The organism is Agrobacterium sp. A3-95 (genome assembly GCF_053521785.1).
This window is the reverse complement of the sequence record NZ_JBNWDR010000001.1, coordinates 1-22,504: the sequence shown is the minus strand read 5'-3', so window position 1 is coordinate 22,504 and position 22,504 is coordinate 1. Positions and strand designations below refer to the sequence as shown.

At 57.6% G+C, this 22,504-nt stretch carries 25 protein-coding genes and 1 tRNA gene; 15 read left to right on the top strand and 11 right to left on the bottom strand.

What is annotated here, in order from left to right; translation table 11 throughout:
* Positions 1-32 precede the first annotated feature (32 nt).
* The 3 genes from ilvA (at position 33) to ACQZ5Y_RS00120 (ending at position 3,075) form a co-directional block, all read left to right on the top strand.
* Positions 33-1,307 carry a threonine ammonia-lyase gene (gene ilvA, locus ACQZ5Y_RS00130; RefSeq protein ID WP_013635900.1) on the top strand — a complete coding sequence of 425 codons (1,275 nt, stop codon included), beginning with the start codon at positions 33-35 and terminating at the stop codon, positions 1,305-1,307.
* Between the two features lie 76 nt (positions 1,308-1,383).
* Complete coding sequence (locus ACQZ5Y_RS00125; RefSeq protein WP_013635901.1) at positions 1,384-1,692, top strand: HlyU family transcriptional regulator; 309 nt, start codon at positions 1,384-1,386, stop codon at positions 1,690-1,692.
* A gap of 117 nt (positions 1,693-1,809) precedes the next feature.
* Complete coding sequence (locus ACQZ5Y_RS00120) at positions 1,810-3,075, top strand: GGDEF domain-containing protein (protein ID WP_035251754.1); 1,266 nt, start codon at positions 1,810-1,812, stop codon at positions 3,073-3,075.
* A 42-nt stretch (positions 3,076-3,117) separates the two neighbouring features.
* Here the strand turns inward: ACQZ5Y_RS00120 and ACQZ5Y_RS00115 are convergent, their stop codons facing one another.
* Complete coding sequence (locus ACQZ5Y_RS00115; RefSeq protein ID WP_003512545.1) at positions 3,118-3,735, bottom strand: FMN-dependent NADH-azoreductase; 618 nt, start codon at positions 3,733-3,735, stop codon at positions 3,118-3,120.
* 149 nt (positions 3,736-3,884) lie between these two features.
* Between ACQZ5Y_RS00115 and ACQZ5Y_RS00110 the strand changes: the two genes are divergently transcribed.
* Complete coding sequence (locus ACQZ5Y_RS00110) at positions 3,885-4,853, top strand: LysR family transcriptional regulator (RefSeq protein ID WP_080798799.1); 969 nt, start codon at positions 3,885-3,887, stop codon at positions 4,851-4,853.
* Positions 4,854-5,053: 200 nt separating this feature from the next.
* Positions 5,054-5,605, top strand: coding sequence for a DUF2087 domain-containing protein (locus tag ACQZ5Y_RS00105; RefSeq protein ID WP_111783152.1), 552 nt, complete (start codon positions 5,054-5,056; stop codon positions 5,603-5,605).
* 45 nt (positions 5,606-5,650) lie between these two features.
* Here the strand turns inward: ACQZ5Y_RS00105 and ACQZ5Y_RS00100 are convergent, their stop codons facing one another.
* From ACQZ5Y_RS00100 to ACQZ5Y_RS00090, 3 genes are all read right to left on the bottom strand, one after another.
* Positions 5,651-7,639: a bifunctional 2',3'-cyclic-nucleotide 2'-phosphodiesterase/3'-nucleotidase gene (locus ACQZ5Y_RS00100; protein WP_003512549.1), complete on the bottom strand. Its 1,989-nt coding sequence runs from the start codon at positions 7,637-7,639 to the stop codon at positions 5,651-5,653.
* Between the two features lie 214 nt (positions 7,640-7,853).
* Complete coding sequence (locus tag ACQZ5Y_RS00095; protein ID WP_019565441.1) at positions 7,854-8,189, bottom strand: PilZ domain-containing protein; 336 nt, start codon at positions 8,187-8,189, stop codon at positions 7,854-7,856.
* Between the two features lie 98 nt (positions 8,190-8,287).
* Complete coding sequence (locus ACQZ5Y_RS00090; protein WP_174049341.1) at positions 8,288-8,755, bottom strand: DUF1203 domain-containing protein; 468 nt, start codon at positions 8,753-8,755, stop codon at positions 8,288-8,290.
* A 162-nt stretch (positions 8,756-8,917) separates the two neighbouring features.
* Here ACQZ5Y_RS00090 and ACQZ5Y_RS00085 point away from each other — a divergent pair, with 162 nt between their 5' ends.
* Positions 8,918-9,802, top strand: a complete 885-nt coding sequence (locus tag ACQZ5Y_RS00085; protein ID WP_174049342.1) for a DUF4344 domain-containing metallopeptidase — start codon at positions 8,918-8,920, stop codon at positions 9,800-9,802.
* Positions 9,803-9,856: 54 nt separating this feature from the next.
* Entirely contained in the window at positions 9,857-10,501 is a 645-nt protein-coding gene (locus ACQZ5Y_RS00080; RefSeq protein WP_174049343.1) for a dihydrofolate reductase family protein, read from the top strand.
* Between the two features lie 138 nt (positions 10,502-10,639).
* Here ACQZ5Y_RS00080 and sseA read toward each other — a convergent pair whose 3' ends face one another.
* The 4 genes from sseA to ACQZ5Y_RS00060 form a co-directional block, all read right to left on the bottom strand.
* Positions 10,640-12,061, bottom strand: coding sequence for a 3-mercaptopyruvate sulfurtransferase (gene sseA / locus ACQZ5Y_RS00075; protein WP_025593211.1), 1,422 nt, complete (start codon positions 12,059-12,061; stop codon positions 10,640-10,642).
* 16 nt (positions 12,062-12,077) lie between these two features.
* On the bottom strand, positions 12,078-12,815 hold the full coding sequence (locus tag ACQZ5Y_RS00070; protein WP_065658041.1) for an alanyl-tRNA editing protein: 738 nt from the start codon (positions 12,813-12,815) through the stop codon (positions 12,078-12,080).
* A gap of 12 nt (positions 12,816-12,827) precedes the next feature.
* Positions 12,828-13,865 (bottom strand): cysteine synthase A, encoded by a 1,038-nt coding sequence (locus ACQZ5Y_RS00065; RefSeq protein WP_003512558.1) that lies wholly within the window; start codon positions 13,863-13,865, stop codon positions 12,828-12,830.
* 122 nt (positions 13,866-13,987) lie between these two features.
* Positions 13,988-15,427, bottom strand: coding sequence for a cryptochrome/photolyase family protein (locus ACQZ5Y_RS00060; RefSeq protein WP_174049344.1), 1,440 nt, complete (start codon positions 15,425-15,427; stop codon positions 13,988-13,990).
* Between the two features lie 189 nt (positions 15,428-15,616).
* Between ACQZ5Y_RS00060 and ACQZ5Y_RS00055 the strand changes: the two genes are divergently transcribed.
* The 3 genes from ACQZ5Y_RS00055 (at position 15,617) to ACQZ5Y_RS00045 (ending at position 17,150) form a co-directional block, all read left to right on the top strand.
* Complete coding sequence (locus ACQZ5Y_RS00055) at positions 15,617-15,904, top strand: DUF982 domain-containing protein (protein WP_003512562.1); 288 nt, start codon at positions 15,617-15,619, stop codon at positions 15,902-15,904.
* 131 nt (positions 15,905-16,035) lie between these two features.
* Positions 16,036-16,593 carry a methylated-DNA--[protein]-cysteine S-methyltransferase gene (locus tag ACQZ5Y_RS00050; RefSeq protein ID WP_111783320.1) on the top strand — a complete coding sequence of 186 codons (558 nt, stop codon included), beginning with the start codon at positions 16,036-16,038 and terminating at the stop codon, positions 16,591-16,593.
* Between the two features lie 113 nt (positions 16,594-16,706).
* A complete protein-coding gene (locus tag ACQZ5Y_RS00045) occupies positions 16,707-17,150 on the top strand; it encodes a TIGR02594 family protein (protein WP_174049345.1) in 444 nt (147 codons plus the stop codon).
* Between the two features lie 69 nt (positions 17,151-17,219).
* Here ACQZ5Y_RS00045 and ACQZ5Y_RS00040 read toward each other — a convergent pair whose 3' ends face one another.
* Positions 17,220-17,459 carry a hypothetical protein gene (locus ACQZ5Y_RS00040; protein WP_013635919.1) on the bottom strand — a complete coding sequence of 80 codons (240 nt, stop codon included), beginning with the start codon at positions 17,457-17,459 and terminating at the stop codon, positions 17,220-17,222.
* A gap of 169 nt (positions 17,460-17,628) precedes the next feature.
* Here ACQZ5Y_RS00040 and ACQZ5Y_RS00035 point away from each other — a divergent pair, with 169 nt between their 5' ends.
* Positions 17,629-18,021 carry a DUF2934 domain-containing protein gene (locus ACQZ5Y_RS00035; protein ID WP_065688224.1) on the top strand — a complete coding sequence of 131 codons (393 nt, stop codon included), beginning with the start codon at positions 17,629-17,631 and terminating at the stop codon, positions 18,019-18,021.
* Between the two features lie 91 nt (positions 18,022-18,112).
* On the opposite strand, the gene ACQZ5Y_RS00030 is transcribed toward ACQZ5Y_RS00035, so the two are convergent.
* Positions 18,113-18,187: transfer RNA gene (locus ACQZ5Y_RS00030), tRNA-Asn, on the bottom strand.
* Positions 18,188-18,363: 176 nt separating this feature from the next.
* Here ACQZ5Y_RS00030 and ACQZ5Y_RS00025 point away from each other — a divergent pair.
* Positions 18,364-18,642, top strand: coding sequence for a hypothetical protein (locus ACQZ5Y_RS00025; RefSeq protein WP_174049346.1), 279 nt, complete (start codon positions 18,364-18,366; stop codon positions 18,640-18,642).
* A gap of 3 nt (positions 18,643-18,645) precedes the next feature.
* Here the strand turns inward: ACQZ5Y_RS00025 and ACQZ5Y_RS00020 are convergent, their stop codons facing one another.
* On the bottom strand, positions 18,646-19,290 hold the full coding sequence (locus ACQZ5Y_RS00020; protein WP_003512591.1) for an exopolysaccharide biosynthesis protein: 645 nt from the start codon (positions 19,288-19,290) through the stop codon (positions 18,646-18,648).
* Positions 19,291-19,805: 515 nt separating this feature from the next.
* Here ACQZ5Y_RS00020 and ACQZ5Y_RS00015 point away from each other — a divergent pair.
* The 3 genes from ACQZ5Y_RS00015 to ACQZ5Y_RS00005 form a co-directional block, all read left to right on the top strand.
* Entirely contained in the window at positions 19,806-20,393 is a 588-nt protein-coding gene (locus ACQZ5Y_RS00015; protein WP_174049347.1) for a YqaA family protein, read from the top strand.
* Positions 20,394-20,531: 138 nt separating this feature from the next.
* The gene (locus tag ACQZ5Y_RS00010; protein ID WP_003512595.1) at positions 20,532-21,086 is read left to right on the top strand and encodes a dual specificity protein phosphatase family protein; all 555 of its coding nucleotides are present in this window, start codon (positions 20,532-20,534) and stop codon (positions 21,084-21,086) included.
* Positions 21,087-21,398: 312 nt separating this feature from the next.
* Positions 21,399-22,504: ABC transporter substrate-binding protein (locus tag ACQZ5Y_RS00005; protein WP_419462419.1), on the top strand; the 1,106-nt coding region annotated here is incomplete at its 3' end.

Sequence of the window (22,504 nt, the reverse complement as noted above, 5' to 3'; positions counted from 1 at the left end):
TGACGCCTTCCTATGGCATAGCGGGTGCCATTATGAATTTCAATGGATTGACAATCGTGGACAAGCAGCTTGTGGAGGCAGCGCGGCGGGAAGTGCGGGAGATATTCCCGGAAACGCCGTTGCAGTTGAATGAACATCTCAGCCGTCGGTATGGCGCGTCGATTTGGCTGAAGCGTGAGGATCTGTCTCCGGTTCGTTCCTACAAGATTAGAGGCGCATTCAACTTTCTCCGCAAGGCTGTTGCGAAGGCCGGCAAGGACAAGGTTTTCGTCTGTGCTTCGGCCGGCAACCATGCGCAGGGCTTTGCTTTCGCCTGCCGCCATTTCGGCGTTCACGGTGTAGTTTTCATGCCGGTGACCACGCCGCAGCAGAAGATCGACAAGACCCGTATCTTCGGTGGTGAATTCATCAGCATCCGTCTGGTAGGCGATATTTTCGACCAATGTTACGCCGCCGCGCGCAAATACGTCGAAGACAATGACGCCTACATGGTGCCGCCCTTCGACCATCAGGATATCATCGAAGGCCAGGCGACGGTTGCTGCCGAAATCATGGACCAGCTTCCCGAAGGCACCAAACCGGATATGGTTGTCATGCCGGTTGGCGGCGGCGGGCTTTCGGCAGGCCTTAGCGGCTTTCTGGCGGGCACCGTTGAAAAGGGCAACTTTGTGTTCTGCGAGCCGGAAGGCGCGCCGAGCCTGAAAAGGAGCCTCGAGCGCGGCGAAGCGGTAACGCTCCCCAAGGTCGACAATTTCGTCGACGGCGCCGCCGTTGCCCGCATCGGCGATCTCAACTTCCAGGCGCTGAAGGATTTTCCGGCCGAGCAGGTTTTGCTCATCCCCGAAAACGCCATCTGCGTGACCATCATCGAGATGCTGAACCTCGAAGGCGTGGTGCTGGAGCCAGCGGGTGCGCTGTCCATTGCCGCGCTGGAGAAGCTCGGCCGCGAGAAACTGGAAGGCAAGACGGTTATCGTCGTCGTCTCCGGCGGCAATTTCGATTTCGAGCGCCTGCCTGACGTCAAGGAACGCGCCATGCGTTACACCGGCGTGAAGAAATACTTCATTCTGCGCCTGCCGCAACGCCCCGGCGCGCTGCGCGATTTCCTCAATCTGCTTGGCCCGGACGACGATATCGCCCGTTTCGAGTATCTGAAGAAATCGGCCCGCAATTTCGGTTCGATCCTGATCGGCATCGAAACCAACGCGCAGGAAAACTTTGCAGGGCTTCTAGAGCGTTTCGAGGCTGCGGGCCTCGGCTATGAGGATATTACCGAAAACGAGATCCTGTCGAACCTGATCATCTGATCGGGATAAGAGCGACGGGGAAGGGCGGAGCATATCCGCCCCTCGAAATGCGAGACAGATTAAGGGAGTGAAAGCCATGGCATCGTTTTTTTCCAAAATCCTTTCGGCCTTCGGCTCCGGCCAGTCCGCGGATGCGCCGCAGAAGGCAGCGCAGTCGGAACCGCATGTGCATGGAGACTATCTGATCTATGCGACGCCGCTAAAGGAAGGCGGCCAGTTCCGTTTGGCGGGCCGCATCGAGAAAAAGGACGGCGAGGAAACGCTCGTGCATGAATTCGTGCGCGCCGATGTCTTCACCAGCATGGACGATGCGGTTGAGTTCACCATCCGCAAGGCAAAGCTGATCATCGACCAGAACGGTGCATCGCTCTTCCCAGGAAAATGATGGCGGTTTCTTCTGCTGGACATTAAGATTCCGTTGGTTGCTTCGGCCTATCGTCTTCAGAGGGCATGAAGTCGCGCCGATGAACCGGCGCGATGTGGATCGATAGGGCGTATGCCGATGCAATGGGCAAATCTGGCCCTCTTTGTGGCGGAAGCCATCGTCTATTTTTCGGTAATGACGGCATTCCTTCATTACCGGCATATTCTCGGCATCGGTGTTTTTCTCACCGCGCTGGGCGTCATGCATTTCCTGGAAACCTACCTGGCGGCGGTCTTTTACGTCGAGCTGCCATTTGGCGTGGTATCACCCGGCTCCTCGATCCTTTTTGCCGGCAAACTGATGATGATCCTCATGCTCTATATGCGCGAGGATGCGGCAGTCGTCCGCCAGCCGATCTACGGCCTGTTTCTCGGCAATATACTCACCATCATCATGGTGCAGATCATCCGCTTCCATCCGACGGTGGCAATTGTCCCCGGACAGTCGGTAGATACCGGATTTCTGGATGAGATGGGCGTGCTGATGGTTTGGGGAACCAGCCTGCTTTATATCGACGCCATCGCCATCATCCTGTTTTACGAAAAGCTGGGACGCTATTTGCAGCGCCATATTGTCCTGCGCTTTGCAATCTGTGGCGTGGTGATTTTGAGCCTGGATCAGGCAGGCTTTTACGCGGCGTTGCGATATATGCTGAACGCGCCGGTCGATGTCTTTTACGATGGCTGGAAAGCGAAGATGGTGGCCGTTGCCATCTATGCTCTGCTCTTTGCCATTTATCTGAAGCTGACGGCGGCGAAAGGCCGCTTCCTGACGCGCCGCAGCGTTGCCGATGTCTTCAACGACCTCACCTTCAGGGAACGCTACGAGGAGCTTTTGTCCCGTTCCGGCCGCGACATGCTGACCGGTGTGTCTGACCGCGCCCGCATGGAACTCGATGCGCCGTCCGTCGTCGTGGAATGTCTGGAAAAGAAACGTCCCGTCAGCGTGCTGATCGTCGATATCGATCACTTCAAGACCGTCAACGATACCTTTGGGCATTTGCAGGGCGATGAGATGTTGCGGGAATTCGCCGCCGTTCTGAAACGCATCGTGCAACCGCACGGCCATCTCTACCGGTTCGGCGGCGAGGAGTTCGTGGCCCTGTTGCCTACGATGACCCATGAGGGGGCACTTGCCTTTTCAGCAGGTCTGCGGACGGCGATATTGAAGGATCTGCAACGGCCAGACGGTTCGCCGCTGACTGTCAGCATCGGCGTCGCCACGGCTTTCGAGGACGGGCAGCTTTTCCGCGCGCTGCTATCGGAAGCCGATGCGCGGCTCTATGCGGCAAAAAATAACGGCCGCGATCAGGTGCACGGCCGTTACGGAATGTGGGTCGGCTGATACCGGCAATCGAGCCGGCATCACCACGTGTCAATTGGCGCCTCAGGCGGCCTGCGCCAGTTCGGCAACCTTTGCTTCGGCTGCCGCAACGGCCTTTTCAACGGCTTCCGGGCCAAATGCCAGACCTTCGACATAGATCACTTCAACATCCGTCATGCCCATGAAGCCAAGAACGGTCTTGAGGTAGGGAACGGCGTGGTTCATCGACACAGCCGGGCCTTCGGAATAAACGCCGGCGGCGGCCAGCACGATGTAGACCTTCTTGCCGGTGGCAAGACCAACCGGGCCGGTTTCTGTGTACTTGAAGGTCTGGCCAGCGCGGGCGACGTTGTCGATCCACGACTTCAGGCCGGAATAGATATTGAAGTTGATGAGGCCGGTGCCGATGACGACAGTGTCGGCGGCCATAAGCTCTGCAACCAGCTTGTCGGAATAATCGGCTGCAACCGCTTCTTCAGCCGTGCGCTGGTCTGGAGCCTTGCGGATCGCAGCGGTCTTGACGGTGTCGAGATGCGGAATGGGGTCGGCAGCAAGATCGCGGTGGACAAGGGTGTTGGAAGCCGACTTGGCCTTCAGCTTGTTTGCGAGTTCGCCGGAAAACTTGTTGGAAACCGATTCGTCGCCACGCGGGCTGGAGGTGATGAGCAGAATGTTGGACATGGTCTTTCCTTGCATAAGCGATGAATTGACGGGCGCCTTGGGAGGGCGGGAGAGCACGATGCCCTTCCTTTGCCCCCTATATGACCAATTGATGCTATCAAGAAAACTGTGATAATGTGGAAGCGAACTATCGATGAAATGGATGGAACATGGACGCGAACCCGACGCTCGACCAATTGCAGGTGTTTTTGACGGTTGCCGAAACCGGAAGTTTCTCTGCCGCGTCACGGGCGCTCAATCGCGCCCAGTCTGTTGTCAGCTACACCATCGCCAATCTCGAGGCGCAGCTTGAAGTCACCCTGTTCGAGCGCAATGGCGTACGCCAGCCTCGATTGACGGACGAGGGTCGCGCCATGTTGGAAGATGCAAGGCGCATCGTGGCCGGTCTGCAGGAAATGCGTGCGCGTGCCAAGGGTTTGAAGCAGGGGCTGGAGGCCGAGCTTTCTGTCGCCATCAGCACCATGGTACCGGCGGAAGCCGTCGTTGCGGTGCTTCGCGATTTTCGCAAGGAATTCCCCACCGTTACCCTCAGCCTCAATGTGGGTGAGTTGGGCATGGTTATGGATATGGTGCTCTCCCGCAAGGCTGGGATTGGCATCGGCGGGGCGCTGTTGCGCCAGGATGACGAACTCGTCGTCGAAAAGGTCGGCCATTCCTTCATGCTGCCGGTCGTCGCCGCCGATCATCCACTGGCACAGATCGAGAGGCCGCTGGTTCTGGGCGATGTCCGCGAGGAGGTCCAGCTCGTCGTCACCGATGCGTCGGGGCTGACCAAGGGGCGCGATTTCAACGTGCTGTCCTACAAGACATGGCGGGTCAGCGACATCGCCACGAAATACCAGCTCATCAAGGGCGGTCTCGGCTGGGGCGGTCTGCCCGCATCGATCGTGCGCAACGACCTGACCAATGGCAGCCTGAAGGCACTTGATCTTGAAGCTTATGAGCAGGGCGAATATCCGATCTTTGCGCTGCGCCGGGTGGATTCACCCGCCGGTCCCGCTGGCCAGTGGCTTGCCACGGCCTTTCAGCAGCGTCTGTCGGCATGCCCGAACCAGAAGGATTTCAACAGGATAATTGCCGGAGGCAAACAGCGGACTATTTCTGTCGCCGCCGAGTGACATGGGTTGATTGAGTGACCAATTGACGAAGGTGAATGGCCTGCCTTATACAGGAAACACGGTCAGCAGTTCACCGAGGCATCGCCGTCCCGCAAGGGAAGCTAAACCTGAATTTTGAAAGATTGACAGCACTTATCCCGTGCCTAGTCGGAAGCCGGCGATCAGCGACACTTCTTCGGAATGGCACTCGAGGGTAAGTCATGCCACGTTCGATCTTTTCCATCGATATCGCCGACCTCTCCACCTTTGCCAAATCGCTACGCGAACAAATCGGCAGGCTGGACCGCCAGCCAAGCCATGTGGAGATGCTCAATCTTCTGAGCCGGGCTGCCGGGTTTCGCAACTTTCAGCATCTGCGCGCCGCGCGCACGCCACCCGTAGCAAGTGGCTTGCCGCCACCGCAGACACGACCGGAGACAATGCCTGCCAATGAGGGCAGGGTGCTGAAGACCGCGCGGACTGTCGATGCTGCCGGTAGATTGGTGCAATGGCCGGCCCGCCGCTCGCAGCAGGAACTGTGCCTCTGGTATCTGTGGGCAAGAATACCGGCCGGTCGCAGTTTCTCAGAGCGCGAATTCAGCAGCTTTCTCGATGGTCTGCACCTGTTTGGAGATGCCGCGATGCTGCGGCGTGACATGGCGGGTCTCCGGCTCATCCGCCGTAACCGCGATGGCAGCGACTATCAACGCATCGAGCAGAAGCCACCGCCGGAACTGCCACTGTTGTTGCGTATCGTCAGTGACCGCAATTGAGTAAATGCCCTCCCGGCCGATGAAACGCCGGGAGGGCTGCAAGCTCTAGAGAACGAGGCGGAACTTTGCGAAACCTTCGGCGCCGTCGCCGGCATCCTCGATTTTTGCACCCTTGATGTCAGCCGCGTAATTGCGACCCTTCGGACCAGTCTCGAAGATGGCGGTCGTATTGGCAACTGGTGCGAAGGACCAGTTGGCATCCGCCGACGGGTTAATGGTGCCCTGATCGATGATATAGCGCACGATCACGTCGCGGTTGGTGTCGGGCGCCACGAAAATCACCTTGTCGGCGGCGATATCGGGGAATTTTCCGCCGCCGCTTGCACGGTAATTGTTGGTCGCCACCACGAATTTCTGCTCGGGGTCGATCGGCTTGCCGTCGAATTGCAGGTTGACGATGCGGTTGCTGTCGGGATTGACGGCCTTGCCGTCCTTGTCGAACTTTGCCGGTTTGGAAATGTCGATCTGGTAGGTGACACCGTCGATGACGTCGAAATTATAGGACGGGAAATCCGCGTTTAGGAGCGGCGCATCCTTTGCGCCGGCCTCGACCGTGTTGAACATGCCGGCGGACATTTCCAGCCAGTTCTTCACCTGCGCACCGTTGATCAGCACCGCCTGCACCGTGTTGGGGTAGAGGTAGAGATCGGCGACGTTCTTGATGGCGATGTCACCGGCAGGGACATCGGTGTAATAATCCGCACCACCGCGACCGCCAGACTTGAAGGGCGCTGCTGCCGAAAGCACGGGCAGATCCTTATATTGCCCTTCCTTCAGCATGTCCTTGATGTACCACGTCTGGGCATTGGAGACGATCTGCACGGACGGGTCGTCGGCCACCAGCGCGAAGTAGGAATAGAGTGGCGCCGACGTCTTGCCGACCGGGCGACGCACATAGGCGAGCGCCGCTTCGTGATCTGCCTTGGCGGCGGCTATGACCTCCGGTTTGTCCGTGACATCTGCAACGACCTTGCGATTGTCGTCGCGGTGGTAGATCGGCCGGGCCTCGGAGGTGAAATCGACGATCTTCCAGCTTTTGCCGTCCTTTTCGAGCAGAAGGTCAATGAGGCCCATATGCGAGCCCCAGAAACCGGCCATCACGGCCGGCTTGCCCATCAGCGTACCCTTGACCGCATCCGCACCCTCGATGCCGTCCCATGTCTTCGGACCGGGGAAGACCAGATGCTGGTGACCAGTGAAGATGGCGTCAATGCCTTCCACGCCCGCCAGATAAAGCGAGGCGTTTTCCATGCGATCGGTCTGGCCCTTGCCATCGATGCCGGAATGGGAAAGGGCGATGACGATATCGGCACCTTCTTCCTTCATGACCGGAACCCAGGCTTTGGCCGCCTCGACGATATCGCGCGTCTGGGCCTTGCCCTCCAGATTCTTGGAATCCCACATCATGATCTGCGGCGGCACGAAACCGATGATACCGACCTTGACCGGACTGGTTACGCCTGCACCATCGCGGATCTGTTTCTCGAGGATGACGTAAGGCTTGAAGAACAGCTCATCCTGCTTGGGATCGGAAGCCAGCTGACCCTTGGTGAGGTTGGCGCAGACATAAGGGAAACCGGCGCCCGCCAGCGTATTGGACATATAGTCGAGGCCGTAATTGAATTCGTGGTTGCCAAGCGTGCCGCAATCATAGCCAAGGACATTCATGGCGTTGATGACGGGATGCTTGTCGCCGGCCTTCATGCCGCGCTCATAGGCTATGTAGTCGCCGAGCGGGTTGCCCTGCAGGAAGTCGCCATTATCCACCAGCATCGAGTTTCCGGCCTCGGCACGGATGGCGCCGATGATCGAAGCGGTGCGCGCCAGACCCATCGTGTCGTTCGGTTTGTCGGCGTAATAATCATAGGGAAAGACGTGAACGTGGATGTCAGTCGTTTCCATGATGCGCAGATGCGCCTGGTTGGCTGCGGCGCGCGCGGCGAACGGATGCAACAGCACCAGAGCCGAAGAGGCGGCGATGCCACCCAGAAGCGAACGGCGAGTGATGGGGTGGAGAGCGAGAAGCGACGACATGGGAACTCCTTCGTATGAAGCTTGCTCTGTCAGGAAAACGACAAGGTAGAAGCAATCCCCGAGGAGTCCATCATCAAAATGACAAGCCCGTGACGGACGGGCCAGTTTTCAACCGTTTGATAAATTTTTTGCCACAAGGTGGCCGCGCGCGCATGGCGCGCTTCGGGAATGCGCTATGTCCGGTCTGCGCATTCCCCTTGTCGGAAACGTCTGCTTAGCGGGCGAGAGTCGGTTTTACTTCTTCGTGGAAGAAGCGGAAATAAGACGACAGCTGTGCCAGCGTGTTGGTGGAAAGTTTGAGTTGCAGGCCGAGCCGGTTCATGTGCTGCCATTGCACGACACCCTCAATGAAACCCAGATCTTCACTCTGCACCTTCACCCGGCTTCCTTTGGCGGCAGCGAAAGGTCCGTCCAGTTCGAGCGCCATGCCGGTGGCGGACAGGTCCACCACGCGGCCTCGGGTCGACTGGCTGAAATAGTGCACGGTCGCGTAGATCCGGGTCTTGCTACGGGTCGCAGTGCGAGTCGCCATATTGAGGTTGTTTGCCATTTCGCTACTCAAATCAATTGTTTCCGATGCTTGCATCATGACGTAGAAAGTTTGAGAGCCGTTTAGCCGTTTGCTTAAAATTGCAAGTAATCGCGCGATTATGCTGTGTCGATACGGCACTGATAGCAATTGTTGCGGGCGGAGCGCACATGCACATAAGCGACGTCTGCCCGCTCCAGAAGATGCGCTGCGCGTGAAAGGATTTCGTCCGTCGCCGTCACCGCTCCGGTGCCGTAGACGATGCGGTCGTCAGTGCCATAGCCGCGAACGATATAATCGGGGCCGTTAAGCATCGGGGGAAGGGCATCTGTCTGCGGATAGTGCTCACAGGCCTCAGCGTGAAGAAAGACTGGCCCCGTTTCCGCATAGGGCTGGAGCGAAGGGAAGGGCCGGTAGGCGAGGATCAGCATTCCTTCGCCTTCATTAATCTGGGAAAGGCAATGGCGGCACGGCATGCCACCTGGAGAAACGGCCTTTTCCGGCGGGTTGCCATAGGCGTCGGCGGCTCCCGCCCGGAAAGCCTCAGCTTCCTTAGCCGGCATTGCTGTAAAGACGAGATCGGTCATGGCGAGGTCCTTCTGTTGGGATCGGCGTTGCTTCTTTGCAGCTATGATCCCGAAACAGACCTCTATCCACCCGATTCTTGACGGGTGATGCAACCAGCCCATTGCGTGACTCGTTAGCATCGGGAATCAGTGGCGCTCCTCGATCCCGGAAGGTCTGATTTTATGTTCCGTCGTTTTCTGGCCGCTGTTCCGCTGGCTTTCGTTTCTTTGACGGTTCCGATCGACGCGCAGGCGCAGGTCGCCTCCGGTCTCGATGGCCTGTCCGACGATCAGCTCCAGCAAGCGGTCAATTTCGTCATCGGCAATGCGATCTTCTCGCTTTATCACGAGGGTGCACGCATGCTGATCTCGGATTTCGGCGCGCCGGAGACCGGCAGCGCGCAAGCACCTGCCGATCAGCTGGCGGGCACGCTCATCCTTCAGGCCAACGAGGAATGGCTTGATACCGCACTCGTCAATGCTACCGACAGCTGGTATCTGGCGCGCGAGACGGAGGCTTTGCCCGAGCACGAAGCACCGGTGTTTTCGGCACTTGTTCCCGACAGGAGCCGCGATCGCAACATGGCCTGCCTGATGGTCGGCCGCGACAAGGACGGCTATGGCGATCTTGCCGCCATGATGGGGCTCGCCAATGACGAATTTGCCAAATGTGGCGCCGCCTATCCGCGTATCGCATCGGCGTGGGAAGATTTTCTGACGCCCCACCGCGCGCAGACACCATCCAGATTTACCGTTAGCTACGTGCCGCCGCGCGATCCTGAGCTGGAACCTTACGCCATCATGGTCAAGGAATCGAAGGTTCTCGATCTTATCAGCCGCAGTTTCGGCGTTTACGGCTTGAAAGGCGAGGTCAAGTTGACGGCGAAGTCCTGCGGGCGTCCCGATGTCTCCTGGTCGGCCGAAAAACGTGAGATCACCTATTGCTACGAGCTGGGTAAATTCCAGGCGGAGCTGATTGCCGATCATCTCCTCAACAGCGTTACCGAAGACAAAGGTTCCGCCGGCGGGCATACCCCGACGGCCGTCACTCTGGAAAGAGAAATCTGAGGCCAGTTACCGGATGCACGGCAACCTGTCCTCTTGAAACGGGAGGATATTGCCATGCCGAAGGTTGTCGTTCGAAATTTCGCCATTTCGATTGACGGATACGGTGCCGGGCCGGATCAAAGTCTTCAGAACCCGCTGGGTGTGAATGGCGAAATGCTGCATCAATGGGCGTTCAAGACCCGCACCTTTCACCGCATGTTCGGCAAGCAAGGCGGCTCGACCGGCACGGACGAGCAGTTTTCCGAGAAGAGTTTCGAAAATATCGGCGCCTGGATCTTGGGCCGCAACATGTTCGGCCCTATCCGCGGTGCCTGGCCGGATGAACACTGGAAGGGCTGGTGGGGGGAAGAGCCGCCCTATCACGTGCCGGTTTTCGTGCTGACGCACCATGCGCGCGCCTCCTTTGCGATGAAGGGCGGCACCGTGTTTCATTTCGTCAACACGGGCATCAAGGCCGCCCTCGACATGGCGTTGGAGGCGGCAAACGGCAGGGACGTCCGGATCGGCGGCGGCGTTTCGACCATTCGGCAATATATGGCCGGAAGCATGATCGACGAACTGCATCTGGCGCTGGCCCCGGTGTTTCTCGGCAAGGGCGAAAACCTCTTCGACGGGCTGGATTTGCCTGCGCTTGGTTATCGCTGCACCGCAACAGTGGCCGGCGAGGGCGCTACCCATTTGATTATCGATAAAGCCTGAGTCGCAAACTGCACAATGGTATCATACGCGGTTGCCTCCCACTCCCTCATTCCTGTGACAAGCACAGGAATGAGGGAGGAGTAGTCGGATCTGCTCTACAGCCGGGGAATAGCGCGGACCATCCCCGACGTGACGAACTCAGTTGCGCAGCGAGATTTCCAGAAGCTCCGTATCGGACAGCGGCTCTACCCAGGCCTCATAGGTACCAACAGGCGAAAATCCCATCATCTGGTAGAGTTGCAGCGCGCGGGGATGGTCAAGCGTGTTGGTGGTCACCGTCACGCGCTTCGGATTGTCCTGCCAGGCGGCGTAAAGCGCCTGCAACAGGAACCACTTGCCGACGCCAGCACCGATTGCCTCTTCGAGAAGCCCGAAATAGGAAAGCTCGGTTACCTCGTCGCTTGCCTTGTTCAGCTCGAAGAAACCGGCGGGTGCACCATTCATATAAAGGACGGTGACGCTGTTCTTCGGGTCCTTGAGGACGGCGGACAGTTCCGCATCGCTCATGCGCATGCGTTTCTGCCAGTGCCAACGTTTTCCCACCCGCCAGTACATGTAGCGGTAGAAGTGCAAGGGAATATCGGTGACCCGCATCAGTGCCGTCTGGATGTTGACGGGGATAGCAAGGCTGACCTTCGGCGGCGCCGTCATTTCAAGCTGCGTGACATGCGCCTTCAACGGCCCATGTGACACCACGGGAAGAGGTTCGGCAGGGCCGGTGACAACAGGCGTGTCTTCCAGTCCACCCCATTCCGACCACGAACCGTCATATAGCGAATTATCCTGGTGGCCGAGCGATTCCAGCGCCAGCGTAATGACGGCGGCGGTAACACCCGAGCCGCAGCTCGTCACCACTGGCTTGCCAAGATCGATACCGGCATCCGCCACCATCTTGCGGATGGCGGTGAGGTCCTTGAAGTGGCCGTTCTCGGAAAATGCGGTGGCGGGCAGGCTGCGAGCACCAGGCATATGGCCTGAACGCATGCCGGCACGCGGCTCGGCCTCGTCGCCGGTGAAACGTCCCGCGCCGCGGGCATCGGCAATCTGCTTTTCACCACTGTCAACGATGCCGCGCATGGTCGATAGCGAGGTCACGCGCTTTTCGTTGAAATCGGGTGTGAAGGTGGCGGGTTCGATCTCCGGCGTGCCGGTTTCTAGCGGCCGGCCTTCGCGCTTCCAGCCGTCAAGACCGCCATCCAGCACGTAGGCCTTGCGCACGCCCATCACCCGCAGCATCCACCACACGCGCGGTGCGGAAAAGAAACCGGGGCCATCATAGACCACGATGGTATCGGTGTCGCTGAGGCCAAGCTCTCCCGCCTGTTCCGCAAAGAACTCTGGCGAGGGCAGGGAATGCGGCAATCCGGTTGCATGATCGGCGATCTTGTCCTGATCGAAAAACACGGCACCGGGCAGGTGACCCGCCGCAAATTCTTCCGCACCGTTGCGTTTATGCGCCGGCAGATACCACGAGGCATCAACGAGACGAAACCCGGCCGTGCCGAGCTGCTTTTCTACCCAGTCCGCCGAAACGACGAAACGGCTCTTATCCGTGCTCACGATGTCTCTCCTGATTTCAGGCAGCAGCTTCAGGCGTGCCGAAACGAATGCGGAACCGCCTGTTCTCCTTGCCCTTCTTTTCTATCTTGGCAATGTGAATATCGCCCACTTCCTGCGTTTCGGAAACATGGGTGCCGCCGCAGGGCTGGCTGTCGATGGTGGAATTTTCGCCGATGCAGACAAGGCTGACCCGGCCAAGGCCGATTGGCGGGCGCACATTCTTGGATTTGACGATGCCCGGATTGGCCTGAAGTTCTTCGTCGGTAATCCATTGCAGGAAAACGGGATGGTTGGCTTTCACCAGTTCCATCAGCTTTGCCGTCACTTCATCTTTGTCGATGGTTTCCGACATGTCGAAATCGACGCGCGATTCGTCTTCGCCGACGGCAGCACCGGTGATTGGCCACTGGCAGACGACGGATAGCAGATGGCAGGCCGTGTGCATGCGCATCAGCTTGTAACGGCGCGGCCAGTCTACATGCAGGGTCAGTTTTTCACCGACCTCGGGGGAAGGCTGACCTTCCAGCGGCACATGGATGATAACGCTCTTGTCGGCGCCATTTTTGGTAATGCCGAGTTCGATGCGCGAACCATCGGCCCGCTCGAGAAAGCCGCTGTCGCCCGGCTGGCCGCCGGACGTGGCGTAAAAGCAGGTCTGGTCGAGCTCGAGGCCGCCATCCTCATGCACCGCCGTGACGATCGCTTCTGCGGTGGAAAGATAAAAATCGTCACGGAACAGGGCATTCACAGGCATTTCGGCATGTCCTCAAACGGTTTCGTACGGAACCGCAATCTCGCTTTTCGTTGCCAGCCACTGGGGAACCGGAAGCCCCTTGGAGCGCAGGAAATCCGGATTGAACAGCTTCGACTGATAACGATTACCGTAGTCGCAAAGTATCGTCACGATTGTATGCCCTGGACCAAGCTCGCGGGCAAGGCGGATTGCGCCGGCAATGTTGATGCCGGAGGAGCCACCGAGGCAAAGACCCTCTTTCGTGACCAGATCGAACAGCACCGGCAGGGCTTCCGCATCCGAAATACGATAGGAGAAATCCGGCGCGAAGCCTTCCAGATTGGCGGTGATGCGCCCCTGTCCGATGCCCTCGGTGATAGAGGAGCCTTCCGACTTCAGGACGCCATGCTTGTAAAATTCGTAGAGGGCGGCGCCCTCAGGGTCGGCAAGGCCGATCTTGATGTCGGGATTGAAATCGCGCAGGCCGTCAGCCACGCCCGCAAGCGTTCCGCCGGAACCGACGGAGCAAATGAAACCATCGACCTTGCCGTCCGTCTGGTCCCATATTTCCGGTGCCGTTGTCTCAATATGGGCCTGACGGTTGGCGATATTGTCGAACTGGTTGGCCCAGATCGCGCCGTTTTCATCCGTCGCGGCCAGCTGTTTTGCCAGGCGGCCGGAAACCTTCACGTAATTGTTCGGGTTGGAATAGGGTGCCGCCGGAACCTCGACCAGCTTTGCGCCGAGAAGCTTCAGCGCATCCTTCTTTTCCTGGCTTTGCGTCTCGGGAATGACGATGACAGTCTTGTAGCCGAGCGCATTGGCCACCAGCGACAGGCCGATGCCGGTATTGCCTGCCGTGCCTTCCACGATGGTGCCGCCCGGCCGCAGCTGTCCGCGCCGTTCCGCATCGCGGATGATGTAAAGCGCGGCGCGATCCTTCACCGATTGGCCGGGATTGAGAAACTCCGCCTTGCCGAGGATTTCACACCCCGTCGCTTCAGAGGCAGCTTTCAGACGGATAAGCGGCGTGTTGCCGATAGCACTGAGCGCAGAGGGATGAATGGTCATGATTGAGCCTTCTTGTCTGAGCGGAAATTAGGTGCCGTTATGTCCCGTTACAACCGCCTCAAGGCAAGAAATTATCTTCCCGCCTTAGGCTTCGCCACGCAAAATTTTGCCGATACCCAATTTTATGCGTTGTTCTTCACTTCGGCATAGGCCGCAAGTGCTCTTTCCCGTGCCTTCCCATGGTCGACGATCGGCAGAGGATAGGTTTTGCCGAGCTCGATACCCGCCTTTTTAAGCACCTCTTTCGGTGCTTCAAACGGCTTGTGGATGTATTTTCGCTCAAGCTTTTCAAGCTCCGGCACGAAGCGGCGCACGTAGTCTCCCTCGGCATCGAATTTCTCCCCCTGCAATATGGGGTTGAAAATGCGGAAGAACGGCGAGGCGTCCGCGCCCGAACCCGCCACCCACTGCCAGTTGGCAGCGTTGGAGGCCGGATCGGCATCAACAAGCGTATCGCGAAACCACTTCTCGCCTTTGCGCCAGTCGATAAGTAGATGTTTGATGAGGAAGGATGCCACTATCATGCGCACCCGGTTGTGCATGGTGCCATGTTTCCACAATTGCCGCATGCCGGCATCCACGATCGGATAACCCGTCATGCCACGCGTCCAGGCGTTGAAGGATGTGTCATCGTCCCGCCAGCCGAAGGCGTCGAAGCTGTCGTTCCAGTTTTTCTCGTCCAGCTCGGGAAAGTGGAACAGCAGATGGTAGCAGAATTCCCGCCAGACGAGTTCTTTGCGGAAACGGCTGATATCGTTGGACGCGATATGGCGTGAGAGCCCCTTCGTCGCATGCCACACGGCGGCGGGCGATATTTCGCCGAGCGCCAGATGCGGCGCAAGAAGCGACGTGGCGTCCTTCGCCGGAAAATCGCGGCCTTCCTCATAACCCTTCAAGGCACCATTGATGAAATCATCGAGTTTTTCCCGCGCGGCATTTTCGCCGGGTGTCCATATCTCGCTGAAATCCCTCGCCCAGTCCGGTTTGACCGGCAGAAGCTTCCAATCATCGAGTTTCTCCGATTTTGGCCATGTCTCAGGTGCTTTCAGGCTCTGCGGTGCATCCGCCGGCGTATGTGGCTCCTCGCCGCCCTCCAGAGCCCGCCAGAAGGGCGTGTAGACCCGGTAGGGACCGCCGGATTTGGTCTGAACCCGGGATGGTTCATGCAGCAGGTGTCCGGCAAAGCTGCGAACTGTCAGGCCGTCGTCCCCAAGCGCCTCTTTTAGTGCCTTGTCCGTTGCCATGCCGGTCGGCTCATAGCGACGGTTCCAGAGGACTGCATTCGCGCCGGTTTCGGCTATCAGCCGGCGCAGCGTCTCCTCTGCGTTGCCGCTTCTGAGCAGTAGACGGCTGCCGCATTTTTCCAGCGCCGCGGAAAGAGAGGCAAGCGAATGGTGAAGCCACCATTCCTGCGCGCCGCCCAGCGGGCCGCTGGATGTCTCACGAATATAGAGCGGTATGACGGGGCCGCCATGCTCCACCGCTGCGAGAAGGGCGAGATTGTCCGCAAGGCGCAAGTCCTTGCGGAACCAGACGATAACAGGAGAGGATTTTGTTGGCATGAAGGGATCCGGTTCACTTCCGCTTGAACGAGTGTTGAAACGCTTTGTTCCTCAAATCGCATAGAATGGAAAGCTGGAGGCACATGGTTTTTCGAGGGCTATTTTTTCGACCTTGAAACCGAAAGTGAAGGGAACCAACTGGAGGAGCCAGCGTTTTTCGCTGGTTAATAGAGCATGGAAGTACAATCAATGTTGCTGAAAGACGTTAAGTGGGAAAAGCCTGTTACCATATCCTTGGAAAACGGTGCTCCCCGGATTTTCAACGGCGTTTACGAGGCCTTCGATTTTCTGCAGCACGAATGGCCACAACGCGGTGACAAGGCGCATGAGCAGGCCCTGCGTCTGTGCCGCGCCTCGCTGATGGGGGACGTGGCTGGAGAGATTGCGCGCGCCGCCTTCGTTACCGCAAGCCGGCAGGCGCAATGCCTCCTGGAGGCCGGAAACAAGGTGGAAGATCAGGGTAAACTTGCATCCTGACAGCGTTGCCGGATTGGGATGTGAAAGGCCACCCGTAAAGCCGGGTGGCCTTGTTTTATCCGCCGCCAGAAACGGGTTGTGTCGAACGCAGGATATGGCATCGTGCGCGTGCAAAGCGGATGAATACGGCAATGACCAACCACTACGGCTATATTGTTTTCCCGACAGCTCTCGGCCATTGCGGCCTCGCATGGGCAGAGCGCGGTATCGCCCGTCTGCAATTGCCCAGCGCAGATGCCGGTGAAACCGAGAAACTTATCCAGAAACGCCTGCCGTCATCTTCCATTGCTGTACCCGACACACGCGCCCGTGAGGCGATTGCGATGGTTACCCGCTATTTCGATGGTGAAGAGATTGATTTTACGCCCGTGGAACTCGATCTTGCCGGGCAGGAGCGGTTCTTTCTAGATGTCTATCAGGTGGCACGGCATATCGGCTGGGGCCGCACGACGACCTATGGCGGTATCGTAAAAACGCTGGGCCTCTCCATGGAAAAGGCCCGCGACGTCGGGCAGGCCATGGCGAAAAATCCCGTGCCGCTGATCATTCCCTGCCACCGTGTTCTGGCGGCTGGCGGCCGGCTGGGTGGCTTTTCCGCGCCGGGTGGAACGAACACCAAATTACGTATGCTCGATCTCGAAAATGCCGGCCGCAGCCGTGCTGACGATGCACAGGGCAGCCTGTTTTAAAGCAATGACAGATCAGTCCACATGAATAGCCGTCTGATTTCTGCCCTTTTCTCGTCAAATTGTCGCTAAATTGTCACAATACACGGACGCCCTCTAACATAAGGGCGAGACGTTTGAGAGTATCCGCGTTAATTCTATCCGCTGCCTTGGCTTTTACAGTCGTGGCACCCGCGTCGGCTGGCATGCTGAACCAGGCTGAAAAATACACCGGACTGCATGAATCCAAAAACAACAAGAGCCTGAAGGATATTCTTGGGGCAAATCCCCGCAGCACACCGTGGTGTGGCCTGTTCCTGCATGCCGTTGCCAGCAAGGCCGGGCGCGCATCGCCCAAATCCTACGGATTTGCAAAATCCTGGACGTCATTCGGTTATGCCGTTCCCGTCGCCGCCGCCAAACCGGGCGATGTTGTCGTCATTCGCAACGGCCGCGGTTATCACGCCGGAATATTGAAGAGCATGAGCGGCAAGACAGCGCAAATTCTCGGCGGCAATCAGTCCGGTCGTGTGCAGGTGTCGAACTTCAACCGCAAGGCCATCGTTTCCGTGCGTCGCTGAAGACCGGACCAACTTTACTACGATCCTTATAAAGGCGGGCTGTGGCCCGCCTTATGCGTTTTAAGGCCCCTATGGCTGTTCCCTTGTGCCGGGTGCCGCATCGCGCTGGTCGTCATCCTCAAGGTCTGTGGCGACGATGAAGGCATCCTCATGTTGCCGAGCGGCCTGCCGGCGTGCGCGCAGGCTTATCGATTCATCGGGGTAAATCTCACTTTCTTTCGATTTGAGTTCGCTGTCGGTTTCAAAACGCGGCAAATCTTCGTCTTTGATATCGAGAGGTTCGTTTTTCTTCTGTTTCGGATCGCTCATGGATGGTCCTCCTGCGGGTTCCTGCCGGACAAACGATCCTGCAGTGAGTAGGGTTCCCTTTTTTCAGGGAAATGCGCATGCGCAATCTCCGGACGCGGAACAATTTCCGGCCATTTCTGTTTTTCAATTGGCACAGTCAAAGCCGATGCGACGCAAAGAGGAGGACGTTATGAACCATGATCGCGAAGCAGCAATCCGCGAAAAAGCCCGCGCAATATGGGAGAGGGAAGGCAGGCCGGAGGGACATCACGAACGCCACTGGATGGAGGCGGAACGGGAGGTCTCGGCAAGCACGGAAACCGGAAAGACTAATGGCAAAAATGGCGCGAAGAAACCCGCTGCCGCCAAGCCCTTGGTCCAGAAGAAGGTGACTGCGGATAAGGCTTCGGCAAAAAATGCCAAATCACCAGCGGTAAAATCTCTTCAGAAAGAGCAAAAAGCGGAGACCAGCCGAAGAGACGACGACCTGACCGAAAGCCTGGAGGAAAGTTTCCCGGCAAGCGATCCGCCGGCACTCACCAACGCGTCTACTGCGACGAAGCGTGTGGCGAAGAAGACCTGAGGTCAATAGCGCCCAGCTACGCGCCTATGCCAAGATCGATATAGAGCGAATGCTGCGGCATCTCGCTCGTCATGCCATATTTTGGAAAAAATGGCTCCCCGGGCCGGATTCGAACCGGCGACCTGTCGATTAACAGTCGAATGCTCTACCGCTGAGCTACCAGGGAACGTGCGCTGCTTGGCGCGGTGTGAGCGGGGTAATACAAATGCTTTTCCGATTTGCCAAGCGCTTTTTTCAAAAAAAACGCATTCATCTTGTTTTATCTCGCAGGAGTCCCGATTTTCCGGGCTTATCGACGGTGAAAAAATTATCCACAGGCCAGATGTTAAAGGGCAGTATGGAATGAAATTTGGAATGGACCACAGAACGGGTCGTCTCAATCTCGGAAAATGGAGCGTCGCAATGCCGCGTTCGCGCGTCGGCAGGATCGCCACCGGCTCGGCGCTGGTGGTGGGCGGAACGCTCGGGTTTTTGCCCATCCTCGGTTTCTGGATGGTCCCGCTTGGTCTTATCGTGCTTTCCCACGATTTGCCGGCGGTTCGCCGCAGGCGGCGGCGGCTGGCAGTCTGGTGGGCATCGCGACGCAATGGTCACAACACCCGCAATAGAGGTGGACAATAAGGCTCAGCCGCCCATCGAGCTGCTGAGGCCCTGTCCAGCCCAGAAGGCGGCGTAGGCGAGTGCTGCAAAATAAATCGCTGTCAGGATGAGAAACAGATACCCGCCGAGAACGGTCACACCGTCCCTCTGGATCATACCCGCCGAAAAAAGCAGGATGGCGACGCCAGGCAGGGTGTTGGAGAAGGGAATGAAGCCGAGCGGCATCATCAGCAACACGCCAGCGGTCATCAGCGCAAGTCCGTTTACTCTATTGGCGACGATGCCCGCCGTCAGCGCCGGAAGGCGCGGGCGGATGAAGCGATCGAGCCTGGAGACGATGGCGACGCCTTTCTGCAGTGCCGGCACCAGCTTTGCCGTTTCCATCTGCCGGTCGAGAATCCTGGCCGGCAGCCATGGCAGACGGTTGAGGGTGATGGCCAGACTAACGAGAATGATCGCTGCGCCAAACACGGTGCTGACGCCGGGAATGGAGACCGGAATGAGGAAGGGCAGGGAAGCTATGGCACAGATGAGCAGCAGGCCCTGTTCGCCGATTGCCTCCATCAGCTCGCGCAATGTGATCGTCTGACCTTGCAGTTTCCCAATCAGCTTTTCGAGCGTGGTGCTGAGCTTTTCAGACGTATCAGTGAATGCGAATTCGTTCGACATCAGGCTTCCCGGAAGTTGCTTTAACTCCGGGTTTGATAACATCCATCCGGCCGAATGCCTACCGCCGATGGAAAATCAGCGTCTTTTCGGACCGGTGCTGCTGCCCGCCTTTGTCAGTGGGAAACCCAGCTGCTGTAGGCGCCTGCGAGAAGAACAATCAGCAGGATGACCAGTATGACCGGATTGATCGACGTAATGAAGCTTACATAGTCCATGATAACTTCCTCCTCTTTCCGCCACACCTTATTCTACCGCAAAAAGGCCGGTTTATCTACCTGAGGATGAAATTTCGCATCGCAGCAACCATCCGCCGCTGCGGTCTGGAATTGTTTGTTTTTCTCGTTTGCCGCAACGCAAAAAATAAATCTTCCAACATTTGCCATTCTCTTGCGTTGTCTCTAATCCTGATTTGGCGGCGGTCGATAGTCAGACCGTCCGCCGCTGACAAACCGCCACTGAGATGCCTTGGCTCCCGCCTTACCTTCGGTCTAAAACGATCTTCCCGAGGACATTAAATGCTGAAAAACATCTATGCCTGGACGATGGCGCTTGCCGCGCGCAAAAGCGCCGTGTGGTGGCTGGCGATCGTGGCCTTCGTCGAAAGCTCCGTCTTCGTTGTGCCGGCGGATGTGCTTTTCCTGCCCATGGTGATGGCAAAGCCAAAAAAGGCGATGTTTTATGCGCTCGTCGCAACGGTCGCTTCCGTTCTCGGTGGCATTGCCGGCTGGTTTCTCGGCCACTATGCTTTCGAGAGTATCGCGCGGCCAATTCTGGAATTTTACGGCAAGCTGGACAGCTTCGAGCAGCTCAAGAATTCGGTAAATTACGAGACCATCATTCTCCTGCTGGTGACATCTGGCTTTGCGCATCTGCCGCCGATCAAGGTTGTCACCATCCTCTCCGGTGCGGCCAATATCAGCCTAGGCCTTTTCATTCTCTCGGCTGTCGTCACGCGCGGCGCGCGCTTTTTCATCCTCGCCGGGTTGCTGCAAAGATACGGTGAACCGGTGCGCCACTTCATCGAAAAACGCCTTGGTGTTATTGCCGCCGCTGTGGCCGCAGCGCTCATCGCCATCTATGCGGTCTACGTTTTCGTGCGCTGACGAAACGCAGTTTTTCTACTCTTACAATACTGTCGCATAACTTTCAGCCTACTGTCAGAATCCAGCTGTATCGGTTGTCTCGTCCAATGAGAGAACCGATTTATTATGCGAAGATTATGGAAGTGCTCCTTGGGGGGCATGGGTATTGCTGTGCTTGCCGCAGGCGGTTATCTCCTCGCCATCCAGCTTCTCGGCAACTTTCACGAGGTGGTGGCAGGGCAGCTTTACCGCTCCAACCAGCCAAGCAGTGAGCAGCTGGTCCGCTATACCAGGGACCATGGCATCAAGACGGTCATCAATCTGCGCGGAGAGAATGAATCCGAGGACTGGTACAAGGATGAGATCAAAACCTCGCGCGAGCTTGGGTTGACCCATATCGATTTTGGCATGTCAGCCCGCCACGAACTTGACATGACCAAGGTGAATCAGTTGGTCGCGATCATGCGTGATGCGCCGAAGCCCATCCTCATCCATTGCAAGTCCGGTGCGGACAGGACAGGCCTTGCGACCGCGCTTTATCTCGGCCGCGTCGCGTATCTCGGTGAAAAGGCGGCTGAGAGCCAGCTTTCCGTCCGCTACGGCCATATCGGCATCCCCTATCTGTCTGAGACCTATGCCATGGACCAGACCTGGGAAAATGTCGAACACATGTCGATCGCCGACGACTTCACAATTGCTTCAAACGAGTTTTGAAAACGGTCGGGCATAACGTCCGCAAAATTGCTGATCGATCTCCTGAAGCGGGATTTTGCGTTCTGTTCTGATCGCGCAACGGTCCGGACGGGGCCCAAACGCTTGGTTTCTTAACTGTTGAGTTCTCAACGACGCAGCCTGTCTTTCATCAGGCGACCCGCTTTCTCCCTCTCGAGGTTCGTCGGAAATCACATTTTTTGTCTATATATTAGTAACTTATGCGATCCAACAATTAAGTTGACTCCTTTAATCATCTTTTATAGAGCGACGTTGTTTCAACTTCTGGATCGCATCATGACCCCAAAATCATTTATGAGCGGCCTTGCCGCATCGCTCTTGTCTATTCTCTTTACCGCCCCTTATGTTATGGCTGAACAAAAGACCATCACAGATGTCATCGGACGCGAAGTGAAGGTTGACCTTCCAGCAAAGCGCGTTGTTCTCGGTTTCTACTTCGAGGACTACATGGCGGTCGGCGGCGAGAAAGCCTATGATTCCGTCGTCGGCATTTCTCGCGAAGCCTGGGAAGGCTGGGTACCCGCCAACTGGAAGATGCACCTCGCGCATCGCGCCTCGCTTGCCGACATTGCCGATGTCGGTGAAGTGGAAGCGCAGACTTTCTCGGTCGAAAAAGTGTTGAGCCTCAATCCCGATCTGGTGATTCTGGCAGACTGGCAATACAAAGCGCTTGGTCTCGATGCCGATCGTCTGGAAGAAGAAGGCATTCCCGTCGTCGTCGTCGACTACAACGCCCAGACGGTCGAGCGGCACGTCGCCTCGACCCGGCTTTTTGGCGACCTGACCGGCCAGGAGAAGCGTGGCAAGGAAATTGCCGACTTCTATGCCGGTTCGTTGAAAGAGGTCGCTGACCGGGTTGCCAAGTCCGGAAAGCCGAAACCGAAGGTCTATGTCGAGTTCGGCAACAAGGGCCCGGCCGAATATTCTTTCACCTACGGCAAGAACATGTGGGGCGCCATGTCCACGGCGGCTGGCGGCGACAACATTGCCGCTCCCTTCGTCGAATGGTGGGGACCGATCAATCCAGAACAGGTTCTGGCTTCCAAGCCTGACGCCATCTTCATTTCCGGTCGCGAAAACAACAAGAACCCGGCAGCGCTGCCCATGGGACAGGCGGTGAAGGCGGCAGACGCAGGCGAGAAACTCAAGGCATTTGAGGCCCGTCAGGGCTGGAGCGAATTGCCCGCCATCAAGAACGGCCAGCTGTTCGGTGTCTACCAGGGTGCGTCGCGCACGCTCTCCGATTTCGCCATGGTTCAGTACATCGCAAAGCAGCTATATCCCGAGCAGTTCAAGGACATCGAGACGGCGGAACGTGAAGTGCGATCGACGGCCTACCAGCTCAAGACGGCACGCTTCCCGGCCTACCGTGATCTTAACGGCTTCGACTTCGCCAGCAG

Excerpts from the sequence above, each read along its gene's own strand:
- ilvA (WP_013635900.1), top strand. The coding sequence starts at position 33 with ATGAATTTCAATGGATTGACAATCGTGGACAAGCAGCTTGTGGAGGCA.
- ACQZ5Y_RS00125 (WP_013635901.1), top strand. The coding sequence starts at position 1,384 with ATGGCATCGTTTTTTTCCAAAATCCTTTCGGCCTTCGGCTCCGGCCAG.
- ACQZ5Y_RS00120 (WP_035251754.1), top strand. The coding sequence starts at position 1,810 with ATGCAATGGGCAAATCTGGCCCTCTTTGTGGCGGAAGCCATCGTCTAT.
- ACQZ5Y_RS00115 (WP_003512545.1), bottom strand. The coding sequence starts at position 3,735 with ATGTCCAACATTCTGCTCATCACCTCCAGCCCGCGTGGCGACGAATCG.
- ACQZ5Y_RS00110 (WP_080798799.1), top strand. The coding sequence starts at position 3,885 with ATGGACGCGAACCCGACGCTCGACCAATTGCAGGTGTTTTTGACGGTT.
- ACQZ5Y_RS00105 (WP_111783152.1), top strand. The coding sequence starts at position 5,054 with ATGCCACGTTCGATCTTTTCCATCGATATCGCCGACCTCTCCACCTTT.
- ACQZ5Y_RS00100 (WP_003512549.1), bottom strand. The coding sequence starts at position 7,639 with ATGTCGTCGCTTCTCGCTCTCCACCCCATCACTCGCCGTTCGCTTCTG.
- ACQZ5Y_RS00095 (WP_019565441.1), bottom strand. The coding sequence starts at position 8,189 with ATGGCAAACAACCTCAATATGGCGACTCGCACTGCGACCCGTAGCAAG.
- ACQZ5Y_RS00090 (WP_174049341.1), bottom strand. The coding sequence starts at position 8,755 with ATGACCGATCTCGTCTTTACAGCAATGCCGGCTAAGGAAGCTGAGGCT.
- ACQZ5Y_RS00085 (WP_174049342.1), top strand. The coding sequence starts at position 8,918 with ATGTTCCGTCGTTTTCTGGCCGCTGTTCCGCTGGCTTTCGTTTCTTTG.
- ACQZ5Y_RS00080 (WP_174049343.1), top strand. The coding sequence starts at position 9,857 with ATGCCGAAGGTTGTCGTTCGAAATTTCGCCATTTCGATTGACGGATAC.
- ACQZ5Y_RS00070 (WP_065658041.1), bottom strand. The coding sequence starts at position 12,815 with ATGCCTGTGAATGCCCTGTTCCGTGACGATTTTTATCTTTCCACCGCA.
- ACQZ5Y_RS00065 (WP_003512558.1), bottom strand. The coding sequence starts at position 13,865 with ATGACCATTCATCCCTCTGCGCTCAGTGCTATCGGCAACACGCCGCTT.
- ACQZ5Y_RS00060 (WP_174049344.1), bottom strand. The coding sequence starts at position 15,427 with ATGCCAACAAAATCCTCTCCTGTTATCGTCTGGTTCCGCAAGGACTTG.
- ACQZ5Y_RS00055 (WP_003512562.1), top strand. The coding sequence starts at position 15,617 with ATGTTGCTGAAAGACGTTAAGTGGGAAAAGCCTGTTACCATATCCTTG.
- ACQZ5Y_RS00050 (WP_111783320.1), top strand. The coding sequence starts at position 16,036 with ATGACCAACCACTACGGCTATATTGTTTTCCCGACAGCTCTCGGCCAT.
- ACQZ5Y_RS00040 (WP_013635919.1), bottom strand. The coding sequence starts at position 17,459 with ATGAGCGATCCGAAACAGAAGAAAAACGAACCTCTCGATATCAAAGAC.
- ACQZ5Y_RS00035 (WP_065688224.1), top strand. The coding sequence starts at position 17,629 with ATGAACCATGATCGCGAAGCAGCAATCCGCGAAAAAGCCCGCGCAATA.
- ACQZ5Y_RS00025 (WP_174049346.1), top strand. The coding sequence starts at position 18,364 with ATGAAATTTGGAATGGACCACAGAACGGGTCGTCTCAATCTCGGAAAA.
- ACQZ5Y_RS00020 (WP_003512591.1), bottom strand. The coding sequence starts at position 19,290 with ATGTCGAACGAATTCGCATTCACTGATACGTCTGAAAAGCTCAGCACC.
- ACQZ5Y_RS00015 (WP_174049347.1), top strand. The coding sequence starts at position 19,806 with ATGCTGAAAAACATCTATGCCTGGACGATGGCGCTTGCCGCGCGCAAA.
- ACQZ5Y_RS00010 (WP_003512595.1), top strand. The coding sequence starts at position 20,532 with ATGGGTATTGCTGTGCTTGCCGCAGGCGGTTATCTCCTCGCCATCCAG.